Source organism: Kribbella sp. VKM Ac-2566 (assembly GCF_004366005.1).
GTDB lineage: Bacteria > Actinomycetota > Actinomycetes > Propionibacteriales > Kribbellaceae > Kribbella > Kribbella pratensis.
The window spans coordinates 201,829-221,390 of the sequence record NZ_SODT01000015.1 but is presented as its reverse complement, the minus strand read 5'-3'; the positions used below and the strand labels follow the sequence as shown (position 1 = coordinate 221,390).

Below are 19,562 nucleotides of genomic sequence, written 5' to 3'. Positions count from 1 at the left end.
GTCGGCCAACCGAGCCGGCGATCCCGGTCAGTACTCCCAGCCCGGTTGCCAGTTGACGCCGTCGGCAACCAACTGTTCCATCGGGGCGCGGCTGCCCACGAGGTGCTCGAGGGACCAGCGGTTCGCCGAGTGGGCCACCACGAGCACCACCTGGTCCTCGTACCATCGCTCGACGTCAGCGAGGAACGAGCGCGTCAGTTCGAGTACGTCGTCGTACGACTGGCCACCGGGAAACGGCGTACCGACGCGCTCGACCCGCGGCTCGAGCGCGTCTCGCGGCGCGCCGTTCAGCTCGCCGTAGTCGCACTCGCGCAGCCGCCAGTCCTGGAAGTGCGACACGGTGAGCCCGGACAGCTCGACGGTCTGCACGGCGCGCCGCAGATCCGAGCTGAACACCACATCGACCTCTCGCCGGCGCTCGCCGAGTTCCCGCGCCTGCTCGCGGCCCGCGGCCGACAGTTCACCCGGCAACCAACCGGTCGCGATCCCGCGTTCGTTGTCGACCGTGGTCGCGTGCGTCTCGTAGATCAACTTCATACCTCACAGTCAATCTCCCTTTGCCCTCATTACCGGCGGGTATATACTTAAGTTACTGGCGAGTAAAGTTGGGGAGTGTCTGTGACTCACTACAAGTCGAATCTGCGGGACATCGAGTTCAACCTGCTCGAGGTGCTGGGCCGGGGCGACGTGCTCGGTCAGGGCCCGTACGCCGATATGGACGTCGACACCGCCCGCGAGGTGCTCGCGGAGATCGACCGGCTGGCCAAGCACGAGCTGGCCGAGTCCTTCGCGGAGGCCGACCGGAACCCGCCGGTCTTCGACCCGGAGGCCCATGAGGTCCGGATGCCGGAGGCGTTCAAGAAGAGCTACCACGCCTACATGGACGCCGAGTGGTTCAAGCTCGAACTGCCGGCCGAGCTGGGCGGTCAGCCGACTCCGCCGTCGCTGCGCTGGGCCGCCGCCGAGCTGGTCCTGGGCGCCAACCCGCCGGTGCACATGTACGCCGCCGGCCCGAACTTCGCGCACGTGCTCTGGCGCAACGGGACCGAGCGGGACAAGAAGATCGCGCACCACATCATCGAGCGCGGCTGGGGCGCCACCATGGTGCTGACCGAGCCGGACGCCGGCTCCGACGTCGGCGCCGGGCGGACCAAGGCCACACTGCAGGACGACGGCTCCTGGCACATCGAGGGCGTCAAGCGGTTCATCACCTCGGGCGAGCACGACATGACCGAGAACATCGTCCACCTGGTGCTGGCCCGTCCGCAGGGCGTCGAGGGCGTCGGCGGTCCGGGCACGAAGGGCCTGAGCCTGTTCGTGGTCCCGAAGCACCACTTCGACCTGGAGACCGGTGAGCTGACCGGTGAGCGCAACGGCGCCTTCGTGACGAACGTCGAGAAGAAGATGGGCATCAAGGTCTCCACGACCTGCGAGGTCACGTTCGGCGACGGTGTTCCCGCGAAGGGCTGGCTGCTCGGCGAGGTGCACGACGGCATCGCGCAGATGTTCCAGGTGATCGAGTACGCGCGGATGATGGTCGGCACCAAGGCGATCGCGACCCTGTCGACGGGCTACCTGAACGCGCTCGAGTACGCCAAGGAGCGGGTCCAGGGCGCCGACATGACGAACCCGGCCAAGGACGCGCCGCGGGTCACGATCACCCATCACCCCGACGTACGGCGTTCGTTGCTGACGCAGAAGGCGTACGCCGAGGCGCTGCGGGCGCTCGTGCTGTTCACGGCGACGTACCAGGACCGGGCCGAGCAGGCGCGGTACGCCGGTGAGCACGACACGCTGGCCGAGGGCGTCAACGACCTGCTGCTGCCGCTGGTGAAGGGCTACGGCTCGGAGAAGTCCTGGACGCTGCTCGGCACCGAGTCGCTGCAGACGTTCGGCGGCTCCGGCTTCCTGCAGGACTACCCGATCGAGCAGTACGTGCGGGACGCGAAGATCGACACGCTCTACGAGGGCACGACCGCCATCCAGGGTCAGGATCTGTTCTTCCGCAAGATCATCAAGGACCAGGGCAAGGCGCTCGGCCACCTCGCCGAGCAGGTGCAGGCGTTCGTCGCCTCCGAGGCCGGCAACGGACGGCTGAAGGAAGAGCGCGGGCTGCTCGCGAAGGGCCTCGAGGACACCCAGAAGATCCTGGGCATCATGGGGCAGGCCCTCATGGCCGCCAACCCGCAGGCGGAGAACGGCGACCCGCGGAACGTCTACAAGGTCGGCCTGAACACCTCCCGGCTGCTGTTCGTCCTCGGCGACGTGGTCTGCTCGTGGCTGATGCTCCGGCAGGCCGAGGTCGCACTGGAGAAGCTGGGCGGCGAGCTGTCCCCGGCCGACCAGGACTTCTACACCGGCAAGGTCGCGGCGGCACAGTGGTTCGTGCGCTCGACGATGCCGTCGGTCCGCGCCGAGCGGGTCAAGGCCGAACTCACCGACCTCGAGGTGATGGACCTTCCTGAGTCCGCCTTCTGATCCCGTTCTCCTCCGGCTCGGCCACTTGCGCGGGTCGAGCCGGAGGTTCGGGGCCCAGGGCAAGGATGCCCAGAGCAAGAGTGCCCAGGGCAAGGATGCTCAGGACAAACTCGGGGCATGAAATCGGCTGATCTGCCCCAGGTTGCCCCACGATCTACCCTGTTGCGGAGCGTGCTGGTGTAGCAACGTTTCTGCCCTGAAACACCGTGACCCTGGCTTGGTCTCCCCTGTCCGAGCCAGGGTCGCGCCCAACTCACCTGGGTGGAACCAGTCGATGTGTGCTTGCGTCCGTGTGGATGTGTCGAAGCTCGGTCGTCGTACGCTGTGCGCGATGCCCGTTCGATTCCTCACCGCCCTGCTCGCGGCAGTCGCGTTCCTCCCCGCCCTACCGGCGCGTGCCGAGACGCCTGAGCCGCCCGACCGGATCGCCGCCGCCTGGCGAACCGATCACCTGTCCGTCGACCCGCGGCTGGCGATCCCCGCCACCGAGCTGGACCGGATCCGCAGCGCGATGCGCACCGCGGGCCTTCCGGTGTACGTCGCCCTCGTGCCGCGCACGCCGTACCTGGCGAAGAACAGACTCGACTGGCCGACCCTGTTGCACGCGCGGGTCGGTGAACCCGGCCTGTACCTGGTCGCGCTCGCGGACGACAACTACTGGTCGACGAGCGCGGAGCTGTACCGGCAGGGCGGGCTCCGGGGACGCGACCTGACCAGCGTGCGGGCCGAGGACAAGCAGCGCCTCGACCTCCTCACTGATCGTCCGGCGCCACAGATCGTCCGCACGATCCAGCATGCGTCGACGGCGTACGACGGTCGCGCGCTGCCGGCTGTCCCTGCCGCCGATCTGGAGCCGGAGCGCCCGCATCGCGGCCTCTCGGTGACCGACAAGTCGGACCGGGCTGCATACGTCGGCCTAGGTGTCGGCGGATTCCTCGGGCTCGTGCTGACGCTGGTGATCGCACTGCGGCGGCGTAGCGGGCCGAAGAGTTCCGGGACCAGTAAGCGTGCGGTCGAGCCGCGGAACGTACGGCTCAAGGCGGACGGCAAGATCAAGCAGGCCGAGCGGGCCCTCGGGCGCCTGGACCGGCGTCGCAACAAGACGACCAAACTGCTGGATCAGCGCGACGACGCGTACCGCCGGCTCGACGCGGCGCGGACGCTGCGCGCGGACCAGCCGGAGGACGTCCTCGCGTCGGCCGGCGCGCTCGTGCTCGCCCGGCAGGCCGAGCGGATCGCCTCCGGCGCGGCCCTCCAGCCACCGTGCTTCTTCGACCCGACGCACAACCCCGGAACGGTGAAGGTCGACTGGTCGGACGAGGTCGAAGTACCTGCCTGCCAGCAGTGCGCCAGCGTCGTACGCCGAGGTGATACGCCGCGCGGTCTGCTGGTGCCGGCCAAGTCCGGGCTGCTCGGTGGCGACCGCAAGGGGGTGCCGTACTGGACGCTCGACCCGGAGGACAGCCCGATGGTCGCGACCGGCTTCGGCGCGCTCTCCGACGACCTGGCCGACCGCATCACCGGCCGGAAGGAGGATGTCCGATGAGACGACTCGTCCTCTTGCTGACGGCAACAGTTGTGCTGCTGACGGGGACTGCGTCGGCGGCGACTCCGACCGATCCCCGGATCACCGCCGCGGTCGCGGCCTGGGCGCAGGAGAACCTGTACGTCGACCCGGACTTCACGTCGATCGCGGACCGCGAGGCGACGCTGCAGGTGATCTCGAACGCGAAGGTGCCCGTTTTCGTGGCCGTCGTACCGAGCGGCGAATGGTTCCCGGAGAAGGGCGACACCACGCTGCTCGCCGGCCGGTTGGCAGCCGCGAACGGCAAGCCGGGCGTGTACGTCGTGATGGACGGCGACCGGTCGTACGGCGTCGCGCACCAACTCGGTGCGTATGTGCCGACGTGGACCTACGCGGACGGGGACGAGGCGCTGAGCAAGCAACTCTCGGAGTACCTCGACGGCCTGCGGGAGTCGACGTACAGCACGCCGAAGCCGGCCCGGACCGCGCCGCTGCCGCTCGAGCCGGAGGATTCGGCACCGGTGGAGAAGTTCACCGTCGGCAAGGCGATCGGGAACGGCCTCGGCGGTACCGTGCTCGGCCTGATGGGCGGCGGTCTCCTCGGCGGAATCGTGTTGATCGTGGCGGCGCTGGCCCGCCCACGACGAAAGGGACGCGCGTGAAGGCCCGTTTTCTCCTCACCTGCCTCGCGGCGGCGTTGACGCTGCTCGTCGCGGCTCCGGCCGAGGCCGGTACTGCGCGGACCCCGGCGGAGCGGGCGCAAGAGATCGCGACCGCGTTGAAGAAGGACCCGGTCTACGTCGACCCGGCGTACAAGACGGCGCTGCCCGCGAAGCTGCTGGACGACCTGCGGACGAAGGCGAAGGCCCTCGGGTACCCGGTCTACACCGTCGTCCTGCCGCTGACCCCGAGCGACGAGTTCCAGGGCGAGGAGAGTACGGCGCTCACCCTGGTGATGGACGCGCTCCGGCAGCCGGGGCTGTACGTCGTGGTGGACGGCGGCAGCCGCTTCCCGTGGTACGAGGCGCGCGACGTCTCACAGGTCAGCGAGGAGAAGCTGGAGGCGGCGCGGACGCGCGCGCTGGCCGACACGGGGTACGACGCCGGGCCGACCGAGGTGCTGACCCGGATGTACGAGCTGCTCGCCCAACCGGGTATCCCGAAGACCTCGAACCGACCGCAGTCGGGTCGGCCGTCACGGGGCATCTCGGACCCAGGCGGTCACGGGTGGATCGTCGCGCTGTCGATCGTCGGCGGTCTCGTCGTCCTGGTCGGTCTCGGTCTGCTGATCGGGCGCAGCCGGGGTTCGGGGTCCAAGACGTTCCGGATCCCGCCGCACGTGGCCGCGACGGTGGCGGCCGAGCGGCGCCGGCGCCTGACCCAGGAGACGAACGCCGAGCTCACCAGGCTCGGCTCGGAGCTGGCCGCGCTCCCGACCGCCGAAGGCGCAGGTCTTGTCCACCAGCAGGCCGCGCTCGACGACCACGCCGCCGCGTCGAAGGTGCTCGACACGTCGCCCGACCTCGTCGACCTGGTCGGCGCGATGGTGCTGCTCGACAAGGCACGGCGGGAGTACGACGCCGCAGTCGCGGTCGCAGCCGACCGGAAGGTGGACGCCGTACCGGATCTGTGCGCTTTCAACCCGCTGCACGGTCGCTCGTCCGGTCGGCCGACCAAGGTGGAGTCGGACGGCACCACGCTCACGCTGCCGCTGTGCAACGAGTGCCGGCAGGCGCTCAAGCGTCGCTCGGCGCCGGCGTCGCTGCCCGGGGAGGACGGGCCGTACTGGTACGAGGACTCGGTCTGGGCGCGGACCTTCTTCGGCACCACCGGCGACGATCTGGCCGCGGCTGTCTCCCGGGGCGAGCTGCGTCGGTGAGGGTACTTCCCTGAGAGCGGTTCAGGGGCGCGTCGGGGGATCTGCCGGATCCTGGGGCCCGGCTCCGGAGCCTACTGTCGTTGCGACAACGTGGGTGGGCTCGAGAAGAGGCGGACGATGGCGGAGAACAAGCAGCTCGGCGTGATCCTGCTGGTGGCGGCGGCCGGGCTGGCGTTCTGGCAGTTCGGGGATCGGGACTCCGACGACACGCACAAGATCACCACCGTCCAGCTCGCCGCGGGCCACGCCGACATCACGATCAACGTGTCCGACGACGACCAGGCCGGCGTGCGGGAGAAGCGCAAGTTCTGGTTCTGGAAGCACGGCGACGCGTACTCGGTGAAGGACGGCGTACTCAAGCTGGACGGCGACTGCGGCTGGCAGTGCACCGCCGACTTCGAGGTGACCGTGCCGCGCGGCACCAAGGTCACCGGCGAGAACGGCAGCGGTGATATCGAGATCACCGGCGTGGCCGGGGTCGACGCGAAGTCCAACTCGGGCAAGGTCGAGCTCCGCGAGGTGAAGGGCGACGTCAACCTCGATGTCACCTCCGGCAACGTGTCCGTGCAGGACCTGACCGGGAAACTCGACGTCAAGGCCAACTCCGGCGATATCGAGGCCAAGGACCTGAGTGGCGGCACGGTGAACGTCGAGACCACGTCCGGCGACATCGAGCTCGACCTCTCCGAGGCCGGCGACATCCGCGCCAAGGGCACCAGCGGGGACATCGAGATCAGCGCACCGAGCGGCGGCTACAAGGTCACCACCGAGACCAAGCACGGCGAGGTCGAGGACAGCCTCGGCAGCAACACGACCGCCGGCCACACTCTGACCGCTACCACCACCTCAGGCGATATCGAACTCCACAGCCACTGATGAAGGACTACTCCTTCAGGTCGCGGTGGTGTTCCTCGACGACGCGGTATTCCTCTTCGACGGCTGGGTCGATAGCGGTGGTCTCCACCCGCCGGCGGCGGTTGGTGATGTAGAAGGAAAGCAGGATGCCGGCCAGGCCCGCCAGGAGCAGGATGTAGCCGACGACCTGCAGGTTCACGGCGTCCCAGCTGTCGCGGACGGCGAACGCGAAAATGCCGCCGACCACCATCAAAAAGATCCCCACACCGATACTCATCCGGGCCTCCCAGCGAGTCCTTGGACCTACACCTTCGACGGTACCCCTTCGGCAAACAAGTTACTTACCGCCGGACAGAACGAGTTCGACGCGGTTCGGGCCGTCGGGGGTGATGTGGACGGGGACGCCCCAGTCCTGGCGGTGCATATGGCAGGCGGGGAACTCCACCTCGGCGGAGTCGTCGCACGAGGCGGCCTGGACGGCCACGTGGAGGACCCCGGAGCCGGCGTGCGGGTCGACGACGAGACGACGTACGAGATCGGTGGAGTCGCCCGCCCCCGCACGGAGCAGGTTGTCCGGAGTGGAGGAGACCAGAAGCCGGGTGGACGGGCCGTAGCGGTCGTCCAGCTTCTGTCCCGGCGGCGGGTTGAAGACGACCTCGAGCGTGACCTCTCCAGCAGCGAGATCCATCGGCGGACGCTGCGACCGCGTGCTGAACTCGTCGGCCGTCGCGGAAGCCCCGAGCGGGATCCGGGTCAGGCGGTGCGCGGCGGACTCGACGACGAGCAACTCGTTGCCCACGACAACAGCTCCGCTCGGCTCGGCCAGCCCGGTGGCCATTGTGTCGACGGTCTCGGTCCGCGGGTCGTACCGCCGTACGGCGCCGTTGTAGGTGTCGGCGATCGCGACGGATCCGTCCGGGAGGATCGTCACGCCGAGCGGATGCTGCAGCAACGCCTCACTCGCCTTGCCGTCGCGCAGCCCGAAGTCGAAGAGCCCGGTGCCGACAGCAGTGTGTACCTCGGCGTCGATCCATCGCAGCGCCGAGATCTCCGAATCAGCCAGCCACAGCCGATCGCCGTCCGCCGCGAGCCCGCTCGTCTGCGCGAACCACGCTTCGCCGAGCGGCCCGTCCTTCAGCCCCTCGTTGGTCGTACCTGCCGCGACCGCGGTCTCTCCGGTGAACGGATCGAACGTCCACAGCTGGTGTACGCCGGCCATCGCGATCCACACCTTGTCGCCCCACCAAGCGACATCCCATGGCGAGCTCAGTACGTCGGTCCCGTCGCCGTCCATCCATTGCTTGCCGGTGCCGACCAACGTCGTCACCTGGCCGTCGGCGAGCGACACGCCGCGCAGCGCGTGATTGACGGTGTCCGCGACCACGACGTCGTACCCGACCTTCTCGGCCACGTCGGACGGCAGCACCACCAGACCGTTCGGCTCGGAGAAGCTCGCCTCACCGGCGGCTCCGTCGGCGAAACCACGATGGCCCGATCCGATCCGGCGTACGACGGTGGTCGCGTCGGCGGCGAGCTCGACGATGCTGTGGTTACCGGCGTCCGCGACCAGGAACCCGTTGTCCACCGCAACGACCTTCGCCGGGAAGCGGAGGTCGGACGGCTCGGGTGTCGGAGCGACGTACGGCGACCGGCCGCGGGTCAGGGTCCCTGCCTCTTCGTGCTGCACGATCAGCTCGGCCAGCAGGGCGTCCAGGGCATGCTCGTGGCCTTCACCGGAGTACTGCGCGACGACGTACCCGTTCGGATCCACCAGGACCAGCGTCGGCCAGGCGCGTGCCGTGTAGTTCTGCCAGGTGATCAGCTCCGGGTCGTCGAGCACCGGATGCCCCACCTCGTACCGCTCGACAGCGGCTCGGACCGCAGCTTCCTCCCCTTCGTGCGCGAATTTCGGGGAGTGCACCCCGACAATCACCAGCGCGTCGCCGTACTTCTCCTCCAACGGCCGCAACTCGTCCAGAACATGCAGACAGTTGATGCAGCAGAACGTCCAAAAATCCAGCAACAGAAAGCGTCCACGGAAGTCCGCGAGCGACAACTCCCGCCCACCCGTGTTCAACCACCCACGACCCTTGAGCTCCGGCGCGCGCACATGCATGTCCCCATTGTCCGCCGCGGCTCAACAGCAGCCGCCACAGGCCCGGCGGATGAGATCAGCGCGGCAGGATCAGGGTGTCGGTCAGGAGTTTTGCGGTTTTGCGGAGGGTTGCCGGGGAGGACGAGAGGTCGGTGGCGAGGGTGTAGGGGGTGAGGGTTTCGCCGGGGCCTACCAGGCGGTGGCGGTGCGCGAGGAGCCAGACGATGGCTCGGGGCCAGGTGGAGAGGCGGGCCTTGGCCAGGAGGTCGGGGGCGTCGCGGACCAGGCGTTCGGCAATGTCGAAGGCGTCCGGCGCGTACGCCGTACCGAGGGTTTCACCGGCCATCAGCCAGGCGTGCGGCGCGAGGACCGAGAGCGTCGCGGCTTGGTGATTGTCCAGGCCGCGGAGGTCGGGCTGAGGCGGGGACCCGAGGCCGGCGAGGGCTCGGTAAGCGTCTTCCAGGTCGTTGGTCGCGTCGTCGAGGAAGACCCGCTCGCCAGGCTTCGAGCCGACCGGGTCGATCATCGCGGCGGCTTCCAGGGCCGGTTGCCAGACGTCGACGGCGTCGATCGCCTCGTCGACCGTGTCCAGCGGCAGGTGGGTCCGATCGCCGGCGAACTCGAGCCAGGCCTTCACCACCACCGGGACCGCGTCGAAATAGGTGCTGTCAGCAAGCACCTTGCGCGGCAGCCAGTGCGCGAGGAAGAGCTCGACCAGTACGCCGCTGACGCGCAGCGGACCGCCGACGGTGTGGTCGACCGCGTGATCGATCCACAGCCGGGCGATGTCCGCGGCGTCGTCGGGCAGGCCAACGGCGTACCGTGAATCGAGGAACTCCTCGACCAGCTGTTCGCGCTGTCGCGGAGTCATGAGCGGGCGGATCGGCGGCCGGACCGGGCGCTCCGGCATCTGGGTCAGCCGGTTCACCAGCAGGCCGGTGAAGAACTCGAAGTCCTCGCTCACCGGCGGATCGTCGTAGTCGCGGGTCTCGCCGAGCGCGTGCAGGATGATGCCGGCGGCGATCGGCGGCCGCACGGTCCGGATGGTCACCCGGCCGCCGCGCTCGTACGCCTCCAGGACGCGGTCCACCGGCGGGCCGACGAACACGTCCTTGATGATCGCGCCGAGATTGTTGTCGATGAACACCACCACAGTGTGCGGATGCTGCTCGTCGTCGTAGTCGAGCACGACGCTCAGCCCGTCACCGGTGATGTCCTCGGACACGATCGCGCTGGTCAGCCGGAAGCCGGCGATCCGCGTCACCCATTCCGGTACTTCGTCCTGTGTCCGCAACCGGGAAACATGCGCCCGCTGCAGCGGCAGTCGCCCGGCCGGGCCGACGGTCCGGGCCAGGCTCGTCAGCAGGACGAAAGACTCGAGATCACGGCGCTCGCCGAGCACCCGCGCCGCGTCGGCCCAGAAGAACCGCTCCACCTCGCCGATCTCGTCCGGGAGCCCGGCCGGCCACAGCTGGTCGGCGAGCATCGCCGCCGAACGCGCCACCGACGCCTCGGCGATCACCGGATGCAGAGCGGCCGGAACCGCGGCCATGTCGAGGGCAAGCGTTTCCAGCAAGGTCTCCAGCACGGCGACGCTCGGCGTGGTGTCGACATCCACAGCCACCGCCGGCGCGGGCGACTCGCCCGGGTCGGAGCCGACGAGCCGCAGATGGCTGCGCCGTCCGTCCCGTCCACTCGGAGACTTGGTCACCTCCGTGAGATTACCGTCCGCACCCCCTCCCCCGCAGTCCTGTCAGCGCGCCCTGTGGACAACTCCGCCGTACATCCATGAGCACCCACCAACCGTTTCGCGGGTGGAAATGCGGTTGGTGGGTGCTCGAAGACGGCCGGCTTCAGCCCTTGAGGGCGCCGGCCATCAGGCCGCCGATGAACCAGCGGCCCAGGAGGATGTAGACGAGCAGCGTCGGGAACGACGTGATCAGCGCGCCCGCCATACTCGCCGCGTAGTCGACCTTCTGGCCGCCGGACAATGCCGCCAGGCCCAAGGTCACGGGCCCGTTGTTCTGCTGGGTCAGGAACAACGCGAACAGGAAGTCGTTCCAGACCGAGGTGAACTGCCAGATCAGCGTCACCACGAACCCGGAGATCGAGATCGGCAGAATGATCCGCGCGTACGTCTGGATCAGGCCGGCCCCGTCCACCCGGGCCGACTCGATGATCTCGTTCGGAACGATGGTGGCGTAGTAGTTGCGGAAGATCAGCGTGCAGATCGGGATGCCGTAGATGCAGTGAGCGACGATCAGGGTCGGCACGCCCCGGGTGATGTCCAGCTCGGTGAACGTCGTCCGCAGCGGCAGCATCACCGCCTGGTAGGGGATGAACATCCCGAACAGGATGAACGCGAACACGATGTTCGCGCCCGGGAACCGCCAGCGGGCCAGCACGAACCCGTTCGCGGACCCGATCACCGACGAGATGATCGCGGCCGGGATCGCCAGCGACAGCGACCGGATCATGTACGGCTGCAGCACGTCCCAGGCCTTGCGCCACGGCTCCAGCGTCCATTCCTTCGGCAGGTTCCACTGCGAGGCCGCGGTGGTGTCGCCGGACGTCTTGAAGCTGGTGATCAGTACGACGTACACCGGGGTCAGCACGAACAACAGGAACAGCAGCAGCAGGATGTAACGCACGGTCCTGCTGCGCCGGGTCGTTCCTTCGCCGAGCCTGCTGCTCGGCGGCTTCCGGCTGATCGCCGCCGCTGCCTTGCCGGTCGCGGCCTGCGCCTCGACGGCGGTCATCGCTCCTCCTCGTGCCGGACGGTCAACGCGAGGTACGGGATGACGAGTACGGCGACGACCGCGAGCATCACGATCGCGATCGCGGCCGCCTTGGCCTGGTCACTGCGCAACAAGGTGTTCCACATCAGGATGGCCGGCACCTCGGTGCGGAACTGGTTCGGCCCGGTGATCGCGTAGATCAGGTCGAACAGCTTCAGCGAGATGTGCCCGAGGATGATGAGAGCCGACAGCGCGATCGGCGACAGCTGCGGGAACAACACGTGCCGGTACAGCTTGAACTCCGACGCGCCGTCCACCCGGGCCGCCTCACGCAGCTCCGGCGGAATTCCGCGGAAGCCGGCCAGGAACAGCGCCATGATGTATCCGGACATCTGCCAGACCGCGGGCAACGCGATCGACATCATCGTCGTCCATCTACTTCCCCCGGTCCACCACGGATTCTCCAGGAAGTTCAGATGGAGAATCGCGAACAGCCGGTTCAGCCCCCGCGCGTCGTCGCCCTGGGACGGGTTCAGCAACCAGCCCCAGACGACGCCCGAGGCGATCATCGAGATCGCCATCGGGAACAGGAAGACCGACCGGAAGATCGACTCGCCGGGCACGCCCTTTTCGAGCAGCAAGGCCCAGATCAGACCGAAGATCAGCGTGCCCACGATGAACGCCACCGTGAGCACGCCGAGGTTCTTCAGCGAGTTGAGGAACCGGTCCTCGGTGAACAGGTGCCCGTAGTTCTCGAACCCGACGTAGTCCGCCGGGCCCTTGCGAGCCGTGTGCCGGTTCGTCAGCGAGGTGTTGAAGGACCATGCGATCAGCCCGTAGACGAAGTACCCGAGCAGCAGCACCGTCGGCAGCAGCACCAGGGCGCCAGGGCCCCACGTGCGAATTCTTCCGTGCACCTCTCAGTCCTCCAACGAGCATACGGTCCGCAACGCTGCGCTGAATTTTCTTGGCTGCATCAGCTCGTCTTCATCGCAGTACCAAGGGCTTTCTGCAGCTTCGCGACGTCCTGACTGCCGCTGAACTGGCTGAGCGCCGACAGGATGTCGTTGTTCTGGCCGGCCGTGCACGCGGCACCGTGGGCGCAGGACGGGACGATCGTGTCCTTCTTCCAGTCCGCCATCGCGGTCTGCTGGTACTTCGGGTAGTCGGCCGGGTCGGCGTCCGAACGCGCCGGGATCGAGCCCTTCTTGGTGTTGAACGCCTTCTGGCCCTCGGCCGAGCCGACGACCTTCAGCCAGCACTTCGCACCGTCGGGGTCCGCACCGTTGGTCGGCAGCGTGAACGAGTCCGCGAGGAACTGGAACGAGTCGCCCGTACCCGGGGCCGGCCAGTAGGTGTACGCCGTCTCCGGAACCTTGTTGGCCAGCTGCTGCGCGGCGACCCAGTCACCCATCAGGGTGTATCCGGCCTTGCCGGCGTTCACGTAGCCGAGCGAGTCCGACCAGTCGATCGCCTCGCGGTCGGCGTTGCTGAACGACAGCAGCGTCTTGTACTTGTTCAGCGCCGCGGTCACATCGGCGCCGGCCCAGTCAGTCTTGCCGTCCCAGAGACCTTTGAACTTGTCCGGACCGAGCTCGGCCAGCAGAGTCGTCTCCACCAGCATCTCCTGGGCGAAGCCCTTGGAGAGCCCCAGCGGCGCGGCCACACCGGCGGCCTTCAGCTTGGTCAGATCGGCGATCCACGCGTCCACGCTGGCCGGAGCCTTGGTGGCGTCGATGTTCGCCTTCTTCAGGACCGTCGGGTTCGTCCAGACCACGTTCGCCCGGTGGATGTTGGCGGGGATCGAGTAGATCTTGCCGTCGACGGTCAGATTGTCGATCAGGTTCTGCGGGAAAGCCTTGTCCAGTCCGTAGTCCTTGTACAGCTGGCTGACGTCGTCGACCTGGCCGGCGTTGATGTAGTCCTTCAGCTCCGCACCTGCGTGCGCCTGGAACGTCGACGGCGGCTTGCCCGCCTGCAGGTCGTTGGCCAGCACCTGCTTGGCGTTCGCGCCGGCACCGCCGGCCACCGCCGAGTTGACGAACTTGTAGTCCTTGCACTCCGTGCCGAACACGGACACCAGGCCGTCCAGCCCGGCCTTCTCACCACCGTCTGCCCACCAGGTGAAGACAGTGACGTCCTTGCTCGCGGAGGAGTCTCCGCCACCGCTGTCGTCGCTGTTTCCGCAGGCGCTCACCGCGAGAAGACCCGCCGCACCCACCAGCGCCAGGGTCTTGCTCAGACCACCACGCATGATTTTCACTCTCCGATCAATAGATGGAGCCGCCTGTGACAACGATGCCCCCTTGACGGTGCAACTCTGGGACGGCGCGCAGCGGGTGTCAACGTTCCGCGCAGGCGCGTTGCGCAGCCGTGACCCCGCGCACCTTGACAGTGTGAGAGCGCGCACATTCCGGGTTCGATCGACCCCTGCGCGCATCCGAAGTGCGCAAAACGTCAGGGTCTGAGCAGCACCTAGATCGTCGCGTAGCGTCCGCGGCGGTGCACCAGCGCGGGTACGTCGTCGGCGGCGAGCTCCACGTGCGCGATCTCCAGTTGCACCTGGAGCGCCCAGCCGATCTCGGGCGGGTCGGGGTCGACGAGGGTGCAGCCGGCCCAGGTGCTGACGCCGGCCGGCGCCGGGCCCCAGGCGGTATCCGTCCAGTCGATCATCCGGAACGGTCCGCCCGGAGCGGGTGCGATGTACCCGAAGGCGTCGGCCAGTTGGCGGTGCGGTTCGCCGAGCAGCGACACCACCGCGGTCCTTGCCTCGCGCAACGTTTCCCACAGGTCCGAGTCCGGGTCGAGCAGGCCGATCACGTACCCGGGCTCGCCGTCGGCCACCAGCATCGACGACACCGTGAGCCCGGCCCGCTTCCCGTCGTACGCCGTCGTCCACAGCCCGACCGGCGACGGGAGCCGCCCCCGCAACCGCCGAACCGGACTCCGCTCGGACTCAGGCGGCAGGAACGGATGGTCACCGTGAATGGTCATGGGGCCTCCCGTCCTGGACTGAGGAGTGGAGGGAGCGAAGCGACCGGAGCGACGAGGGAAGGACGGGAGTTAAAGCCCCATGACCCGCCGCGCCGGAGGCGTGGCATGTGTGCTGTCACCGGGCCACGGTAACTCGTTTCGGGAGGGTGAAGGTTTCGATGGGCTCCAGGCTCAGGCCGCTGGAGCCGTGGACCGTCTTGACCGCGCCGTTGGCGTCGAACGTGAAGCGGTACGACTCGCCGTACGAGCCGTAGCCGTTGCCGCCGGTGACGCGGAGTGTGTCGCCGTCCGCCTCGAGCGGCTGCGGTTCGTCAGCCGGGTTCGGGCTGGACGGGTCGGTCGCGTAGAGGCGGCCGCCGATGACGACGAAGTCCGTGACGCCCCAGAGGTTCGCGAAGCGGCCGGTGAAGCGGTGGAGGTCGCCTGCGCCGCGATCCTTCGACTCGGCGAGGTCGAGGAGCCTGAAGAGACCCTCCGCGAACTGCGACGCGGGCCCGTCGATCGCGTTGGTCAGCACCGAGACGACGATCCGGTGCTCGGGGTCGACGAGGGTCCTGGTGATGTGGCCCGGATACCCGCCGCCGTGGCCGAACACCTCCCGGTCGCCGACCTTGCTCACCGCCAGGCCGAGGCCGTACCGCGCCTTCTCGTCCGCCCCGGTCGTCCACAGCGGGTGCTGCATCTCGCGCTTGGACTTGTCCGAGAGCAGCCGGTCGTCGCCGGGCAGGTGCGCGGAGAAGTACGTGACCAAGTCGCGCGCGTTACCGAAGAACCCGGTCGCCGAGGCCAGCGCACGGGTGTCGACATGCTCGATCGGGACGCGCGTGTCGGCGTACGTCAGCGCGCTGTACCCGGCGGCGTACTCGGTCAGCCGGGCCGGATCCAGCTCCGGGCCGAGACCCGACAGCCCGAGCTTGTCCACGATCGCGGTCTGGACATAGGAGTTGTACGGCGTACCGCTCGCCGCCTCGACGACGAGTCCGAGCAGGCCGTAGCCGATGTTCGAGTACTTGAAGCGCTCGTTCTCCGCGATCACGGCCGACGACTCGTCCCGCAGTACCTCGAGCAACTGGTCACGGTCCGGGAAGGCTGTGGACAACTGCCACCAGCTCGCGTCCAGGCTGTCCCGGGTCACGCCTCCGGCGTGCGCGAGCAGCTCACGGACGGTCCGCTCGCCGACCGGCGTACCGACGATCTCGGTGACGTGCTGCGACACCTTGTCGTCCAGCCGCAGCCGGCCCTGCTCGACCAGCTGGAAGATGGCGGTGCCGGTGAACGTCTTCGAGTGCGACGCGATCCGGAACAGGTGCTGGTCGGTCAGCGGTACGTCGTTCTCCACGTCCGCCAGCCCGTACGACGCCGAGAACGCGATCGAGTCCTCGACGTACACCGCGACCTGGACGCCCGGCACCCGCTGGTACCGCTGGTTGAACGCCAGCCAGCTGTCGTAGTAGGCGAGTGCCTCGGTCACGCTTTGTGTCACGGCGGTTCTCCTGGCGGATCGGCGGATGGAGATTTCTGTCAGGCCTTCCGCATCAGGGTCCGCTCAACGACGCCAGGGCAGCAACTTGAGCGCCGCGAGTCCTTTCCAATCCTGTCCATTCCTGCCGAAACGAATCGACCCGCTACCCAGCGTGGCGGCGGGACTGGATGACCCGGAAGCGGCTCGCGACATAGGCGCCGTCGGTGTACATCGCGTTGGCCGCGGGGTTCGCCCCGGTGCCGTGGAAGTCGCTGAACGCGGCCGACTGGTTCACGAACACCTGGCCGGTCAGGTTCTCCGACAGCGCGACGCCCGCGTCGAGGGCCGCGTCCCGGGCCTCGTCCAAGACCTTGGAGTCGGTCGAGTAGATCCCGGCGGTCATCGCGCCGCCCTCGGCGACGGTCTTCCGGAACAGGTCGATCGATTGCGCGGTGTCGGCGGTCTTGACCAGGAACGAGACCGGCCCGAAGCACTCGCGCCCGTACACCTCGGCGTCGTCCGCGCCGACCGCCACGAGCAACGGCGTACGGACCACCGCGTCCGGGAACGCCGGGTGCTGGATCGCGCGGGACTCCAGCACCACCTCGCCGTACTCCGGGGCGAGGTCGAGGCGGCTGATCACGGCCTGGTTCACGATGCCGCCGAGGATCTCGACCGCGCGGGCGTCGTCGCCGAGCAGTCTGCCGATCGCCGTCGCGAGCGCGGCGCCGACCTCCTCGAAGGACTTGTGGCCCTCGTCGGTCTCGATCCCGCCGGCCGGGACGAACAGGTTCTGGGTGGTGGTGCACATCTGGCCGGAGTAGAGGGAGAGCGTGAAAGCCAGGTTGCCGGTCAGTGCCTTGAAGGAGTCGGTGGAGTCGATGACGACCGCGTTCACGCCGGCCTTCTCGGTGAAGACGGTCGCCTGGGTCGCGTTCTGCTCCAGCCACTCGCCGAACTCGCTGCCGCCGGTGAAGTCGATCAGCTTCACCTCGGGCCGGGTCGCCAGCGGCTTGGCCAGGCCGTCACCTGCGCGCTCAGTGGCGAGGGTGACCAGGTTCGGGTCGAAACCGGCCTCGGCGAGCACCTCCCGGCAGACGTCGACGGTGATCGCCAACGGCAGCACGGCCAGCGGGTGCGGCTTGACGACGACCGCGTTGCCGGTGACCAGCGAGGCGAACAGGCCGGGCCAGGAGTTCCAGGTCGGGAACGTGTTGCAGCCGATCACCAGCGCGACGCCGCGGCCGGTGACGGTGAACGTCTTCTCCATCCGGATCGGATCGCCCTTGGCCGGCTTCTCCCAGGTCGCGGTCGCGGGATAGCGGTTCATCTCCTCGTGCGCGTACGCGACCGCCTCGAGCGCCCGGTCGAGCGCGTGCGCGCCGCCGGCCTGGAAGGCCATCACGAACGCCTGACCGCTGGTGTGCTGAACGGCGTTGGCGAGCTCGAAGATCCGCTTGTGCAGCCGCTCGAGAATCTCCAGGGCGACCCCGGTCCGCCCGTCGATCCCGGCCCGGCGCCAGTCCGCGAGGCCCTGCTGCGCCGCGGTCAGCAGCTCGTCCAGACCCTCCTCGACGACCCGCGGGTACGAGACGTCCATCGCGATCCCGTACGGCGACTGCTCGGTGACGACAGTGCCGCGCGATCCGGGGATCTCGAGCGCGTACGTCGTACCCAGATGAGCTTCGAAGGCCGCCTTACCGTCGGCCGCCGCGGTCTCGCCGTACACCCGGGGGCTCGGTGACTCCGGGAACGCGGAGTGGTAGCCGCGGTCGTGGATCGCCTTCAGCGCACCGTTGAGGCGCTCGCGGTGGGAGGAGAGCAGGTCGGTGGTCATGAGGGCGATGTTACAGTCGTTGACGCGATTCGTACTAGGGTGTCACAAGCCTCTTCTCGATTGGGCAACGGATGGACGACTTGGCGGCCCGCGTGGCGGCGGCGATGTGGGCGGAGGACACCGCCAGCGCCGGGCTGGGGATGCGGCTGGTGGCGGTCGGCGAGGGTACGGCGCGACTCGAGATGCCGGTGCGCGAGGACATGGTCAACGGGCACGGGATCGCGCATGGTGGATTCGTGTTCTGTCTGGCCGACTCGGCGTTCGCGTTCGCCTGCAACTCGCGCAACCAGGTGACGGTCGCGCAGGCCTGCGACATCGTGTTCGTCGCCCCGGCACGCCGTGGCGATCTGCTGGTCGCCGAGGCCCGGGAGCGGACGTCGTACGGCCGGAACGCGATCTACGACATCACGGTCACCCGCGACGACGAGGTGATCGCCGAGTTCCGCGGCCGCAGCCGCCAACTGTCCGGAACCATCGTTACGGAGGAATCATGACTCGCGAGGCGTTTCTGGTCGATGGTGTCCGCACCCCGATCGGGCGGTACGGCGGTGCGCTCGCCCTGGTCCGTCCGGACGACCTCGCCGCGCACGCGATCTCGTCGCTGCTGAACCGGACCGCGCTGGACCCGGCCCGGATCGACGACGTGATCCTCGGCTGCGCGAACCAGGCCGGCGAGGACAACCGGAACGTCGCGCGGATGGCGGTGCTGCTCGCCGGTCTGCCGGACTCGGTCCCGGGGACGACCATCAACCGGCTCTGTGGATCGGGCCTGGATGCGGTCGCCTACGCCGCCCGGTCGATCATTGCCGGGGACAACGACATCGTGGTGGCCGGCGGCGTCGAGTCGATGTCGCGGGCGCCGTTCGTGATGCCGAAGGCAACGACCGCGTTCTCCCGGCAGGCGGAGGTCTTCGACACCACGATCGGGTGGCGGTTCGTCAATCCGGTGCTGAAGGAGCAGTACGGGATCGACTCGATGCCGGAGACGGCCGAGAACGTCGCCGCGGACTTCTCGATCTCTCGCGAGGATCAGGACCTGTTCGCGTTGCGCTCGCAGCAGCGGGCCGCCAAGGCGCAGGCCAACGGACGACTTTCCGAAGAGATCGTTGCGGTCGACGTACCGGGTAAGCGCGGGGCGGTGACCGTCGTTGATGCTGACGAGCACCCGCGTGAGACCTCGCTCGAAGCGCTCGCCGGCTTGAAGACTCCGTTCCGATCGCCTGGGACGGTGACGGCGGGGAACGCGTCGGGGGTGAACGACGGGGCGGCGGCCTTGCTCGTGATGAGCGGTGAGGCTGTGGAGCAGTACGGCGTGACACCGTTGGCCCGGGTCGTGGGGACGGCCGCTGCCGGCGTACCGCCTCGGATCATGGGGATCGGACCGGCGCCCGCGACGCGGAAGCTGCTCGACCGCACCGGGGTCGCGTTGTCCGACATCGACGTGATCGAGTTGAACGAGGCATTCGCGTCCCAGTCGCTCGCCGTACTGCGGGAGCTCGGCCTGCCCGACGACGCCGAGCACGTCAATCCGAACGGCGGCGCCATCGCCCTCGGCCACCCGCTGGGGATGTCCGGCGCCCGCCTCGCGCTCACCGCGGCCCTGGAGCTCCGCCACCGCGACGCCCGGTACGCGCTGGCCACCATGTGCATCGGCGTCGGCCAGGGCATCGCGACCCTGCTCGCCCGTCCCTAGGGAGTC

The 19,562-nt window shown here is 68.5% G+C and carries 17 protein-coding genes; 7 read left to right on the top strand and 10 right to left on the bottom strand.

Features of this window, described 5'->3' with window-relative positions:
* Positions 1-27: 27 nt before the first annotated feature.
* Positions 28-537: a histidine phosphatase family protein gene (locus tag EV647_RS38140; RefSeq protein ID WP_134011916.1), complete on the bottom strand. Its 510-nt coding sequence runs from the start codon at positions 535-537 to the stop codon at positions 28-30.
* Positions 538-618: 81 nt separating this feature from the next.
* Between EV647_RS38140 and EV647_RS38135 the strand changes: the two genes are divergently transcribed.
* The 5 genes from EV647_RS38135 to EV647_RS38115 all read left to right on the top strand — a co-directional run bounded on the left by EV647_RS38135 (position 619) and on the right by EV647_RS38115 (position 6,758).
* Positions 619-2,478 carry an acyl-CoA dehydrogenase gene (locus EV647_RS38135; RefSeq protein ID WP_134012518.1) on the top strand — a complete coding sequence of 620 codons (1,860 nt, stop codon included), beginning with the start codon at positions 619-621 and terminating at the stop codon, positions 2,476-2,478.
* A 331-nt stretch (positions 2,479-2,809) separates the two neighbouring features.
* Entirely contained in the window at positions 2,810-4,024 is a 1,215-nt protein-coding gene (locus EV647_RS38130; protein ID WP_134011914.1) for a hypothetical protein, read from the top strand.
* Positions 4,021-4,665, top strand: coding sequence for a hypothetical protein (locus EV647_RS38125; RefSeq protein ID WP_134011912.1), 645 nt, complete (start codon positions 4,021-4,023; stop codon positions 4,663-4,665). The genes EV647_RS38130 and EV647_RS38125 overlap by 4 nt, the downstream gene beginning before the upstream one ends.
* Positions 4,662-5,882: a hypothetical protein gene (locus tag EV647_RS38120; protein WP_134011910.1), complete on the top strand. Its 1,221-nt coding sequence runs from the start codon at positions 4,662-4,664 to the stop codon at positions 5,880-5,882. Before EV647_RS38125 ends, EV647_RS38120 begins: the two co-directional genes overlap by 4 nt.
* 117 nt (positions 5,883-5,999) lie before the next feature.
* On the top strand, positions 6,000-6,758 hold the full coding sequence (locus EV647_RS38115; protein ID WP_134011908.1) for a DUF4097 family beta strand repeat-containing protein: 759 nt from the start codon (positions 6,000-6,002) through the stop codon (positions 6,756-6,758).
* Between the two features lie 7 nt (positions 6,759-6,765).
* On the opposite strand, the gene EV647_RS38110 is transcribed toward EV647_RS38115, so the two are convergent.
* From EV647_RS38110 to paaN, 9 genes are all read right to left on the bottom strand, one after another.
* Positions 6,766-7,014 (bottom strand): DUF6458 family protein, encoded by a 249-nt coding sequence (locus EV647_RS38110; RefSeq protein WP_134011906.1) that lies wholly within the window; start codon positions 7,012-7,014, stop codon positions 6,766-6,768.
* Positions 7,015-7,074: 60 nt separating this feature from the next.
* Positions 7,075-8,853, bottom strand: a complete 1,779-nt coding sequence (locus tag EV647_RS38105) for an NHL domain-containing thioredoxin family protein (protein WP_134011904.1) — start codon at positions 8,851-8,853, stop codon at positions 7,075-7,077.
* 55 nt (positions 8,854-8,908) lie between these two features.
* On the bottom strand, positions 8,909-10,543 hold the full coding sequence (locus EV647_RS38100) for a hypothetical protein (protein WP_238177600.1): 1,635 nt from the start codon (positions 10,541-10,543) through the stop codon (positions 8,909-8,911).
* A gap of 142 nt (positions 10,544-10,685) precedes the next feature.
* Positions 10,686-11,591, bottom strand: a complete 906-nt coding sequence (locus EV647_RS38095; protein ID WP_134011902.1) for a carbohydrate ABC transporter permease — start codon at positions 11,589-11,591, stop codon at positions 10,686-10,688.
* Entirely contained in the window at positions 11,588-12,487 is a 900-nt protein-coding gene (locus EV647_RS38090) for a carbohydrate ABC transporter permease (RefSeq protein ID WP_134011900.1), read from the bottom strand. The genes EV647_RS38095 and EV647_RS38090 overlap by 4 nt, the downstream gene beginning before the upstream one ends.
* A 59-nt stretch (positions 12,488-12,546) precedes the next feature.
* Positions 12,547-13,824, bottom strand: coding sequence for an ABC transporter substrate-binding protein (locus tag EV647_RS38085; RefSeq protein ID WP_134011898.1), 1,278 nt, complete (start codon positions 13,822-13,824; stop codon positions 12,547-12,549).
* A 221-nt stretch (positions 13,825-14,045) separates the two neighbouring features.
* A complete protein-coding gene (locus tag EV647_RS38080; RefSeq protein WP_134011896.1) occupies positions 14,046-14,564 on the bottom strand; it encodes a flavin reductase family protein in 519 nt (172 codons plus the stop codon).
* A gap of 115 nt (positions 14,565-14,679) precedes the next feature.
* On the bottom strand, positions 14,680-16,047 hold the full coding sequence (locus EV647_RS38075; protein WP_134011894.1) for a serine hydrolase: 1,368 nt from the start codon (positions 16,045-16,047) through the stop codon (positions 14,680-14,682).
* 142 nt (positions 16,048-16,189) lie between these two features.
* Entirely contained in the window at positions 16,190-17,863 is a 1,674-nt protein-coding gene (gene paaN / locus EV647_RS38070) for a phenylacetic acid degradation protein PaaN (protein WP_134011892.1), read from the bottom strand.
* A gap of 71 nt (positions 17,864-17,934) precedes the next feature.
* Between paaN and paaI the strand changes: the two genes are divergently transcribed.
* Both paaI and pcaF read left to right on the top strand, forming a co-directional pair.
* Complete coding sequence (paaI, locus tag EV647_RS38065) at positions 17,935-18,357, top strand: hydroxyphenylacetyl-CoA thioesterase PaaI (RefSeq protein WP_134011890.1); 423 nt, start codon at positions 17,935-17,937, stop codon at positions 18,355-18,357.
* The gene (gene pcaF, locus EV647_RS38060) at positions 18,354-19,556 is read left to right on the top strand and encodes a 3-oxoadipyl-CoA thiolase (RefSeq protein WP_134011888.1); all 1,203 of its coding nucleotides are present in this window, start codon (positions 18,354-18,356) and stop codon (positions 19,554-19,556) included. The genes paaI and pcaF overlap by 4 nt, the downstream gene beginning before the upstream one ends.
* Positions 19,557-19,562: the final 6 nt, after the last annotated feature.

Bases quoted from the DNA above. Each gene is read 5' to 3' on its own strand.
- EV647_RS38140 (WP_134011916.1), bottom strand. From the start codon at position 537: ATGAAGTTGATCTACGAGACGCACGCGACCACGGTCGACAACGAACGC.
- EV647_RS38130 (WP_134011914.1), top strand. From the start codon at position 2,810: ATGCCCGTTCGATTCCTCACCGCCCTGCTCGCGGCAGTCGCGTTCCTC.
- EV647_RS38125 (WP_134011912.1), top strand. From the start codon at position 4,021: ATGAGACGACTCGTCCTCTTGCTGACGGCAACAGTTGTGCTGCTGACG.
- EV647_RS38115 (WP_134011908.1), top strand. From the start codon at position 6,000: ATGGCGGAGAACAAGCAGCTCGGCGTGATCCTGCTGGTGGCGGCGGCC.
- EV647_RS38110 (WP_134011906.1), bottom strand. From the start codon at position 7,014: ATGAGTATCGGTGTGGGGATCTTTTTGATGGTGGTCGGCGGCATTTTC.
- EV647_RS38105 (WP_134011904.1), bottom strand. From the start codon at position 8,853: ATGCATGTGCGCGCGCCGGAGCTCAAGGGTCGTGGGTGGTTGAACACG.
- EV647_RS38095 (WP_134011902.1), bottom strand. From the start codon at position 11,591: ATGACCGCCGTCGAGGCGCAGGCCGCGACCGGCAAGGCAGCGGCGGCG.
- EV647_RS38085 (WP_134011898.1), bottom strand. From the start codon at position 13,824: ATGCGTGGTGGTCTGAGCAAGACCCTGGCGCTGGTGGGTGCGGCGGGT.
- EV647_RS38080 (WP_134011896.1), bottom strand. From the start codon at position 14,564: ATGACCATTCACGGTGACCATCCGTTCCTGCCGCCTGAGTCCGAGCGG.
- paaN (WP_134011892.1), bottom strand. From the start codon at position 17,863: ATGACCACCGACCTGCTCTCCTCCCACCGCGAGCGCCTCAACGGTGCG.
- paaI (WP_134011890.1), top strand. From the start codon at position 17,935: ATGGACGACTTGGCGGCCCGCGTGGCGGCGGCGATGTGGGCGGAGGAC.
- pcaF (WP_134011888.1), top strand. From the start codon at position 18,354: ATGACTCGCGAGGCGTTTCTGGTCGATGGTGTCCGCACCCCGATCGGG.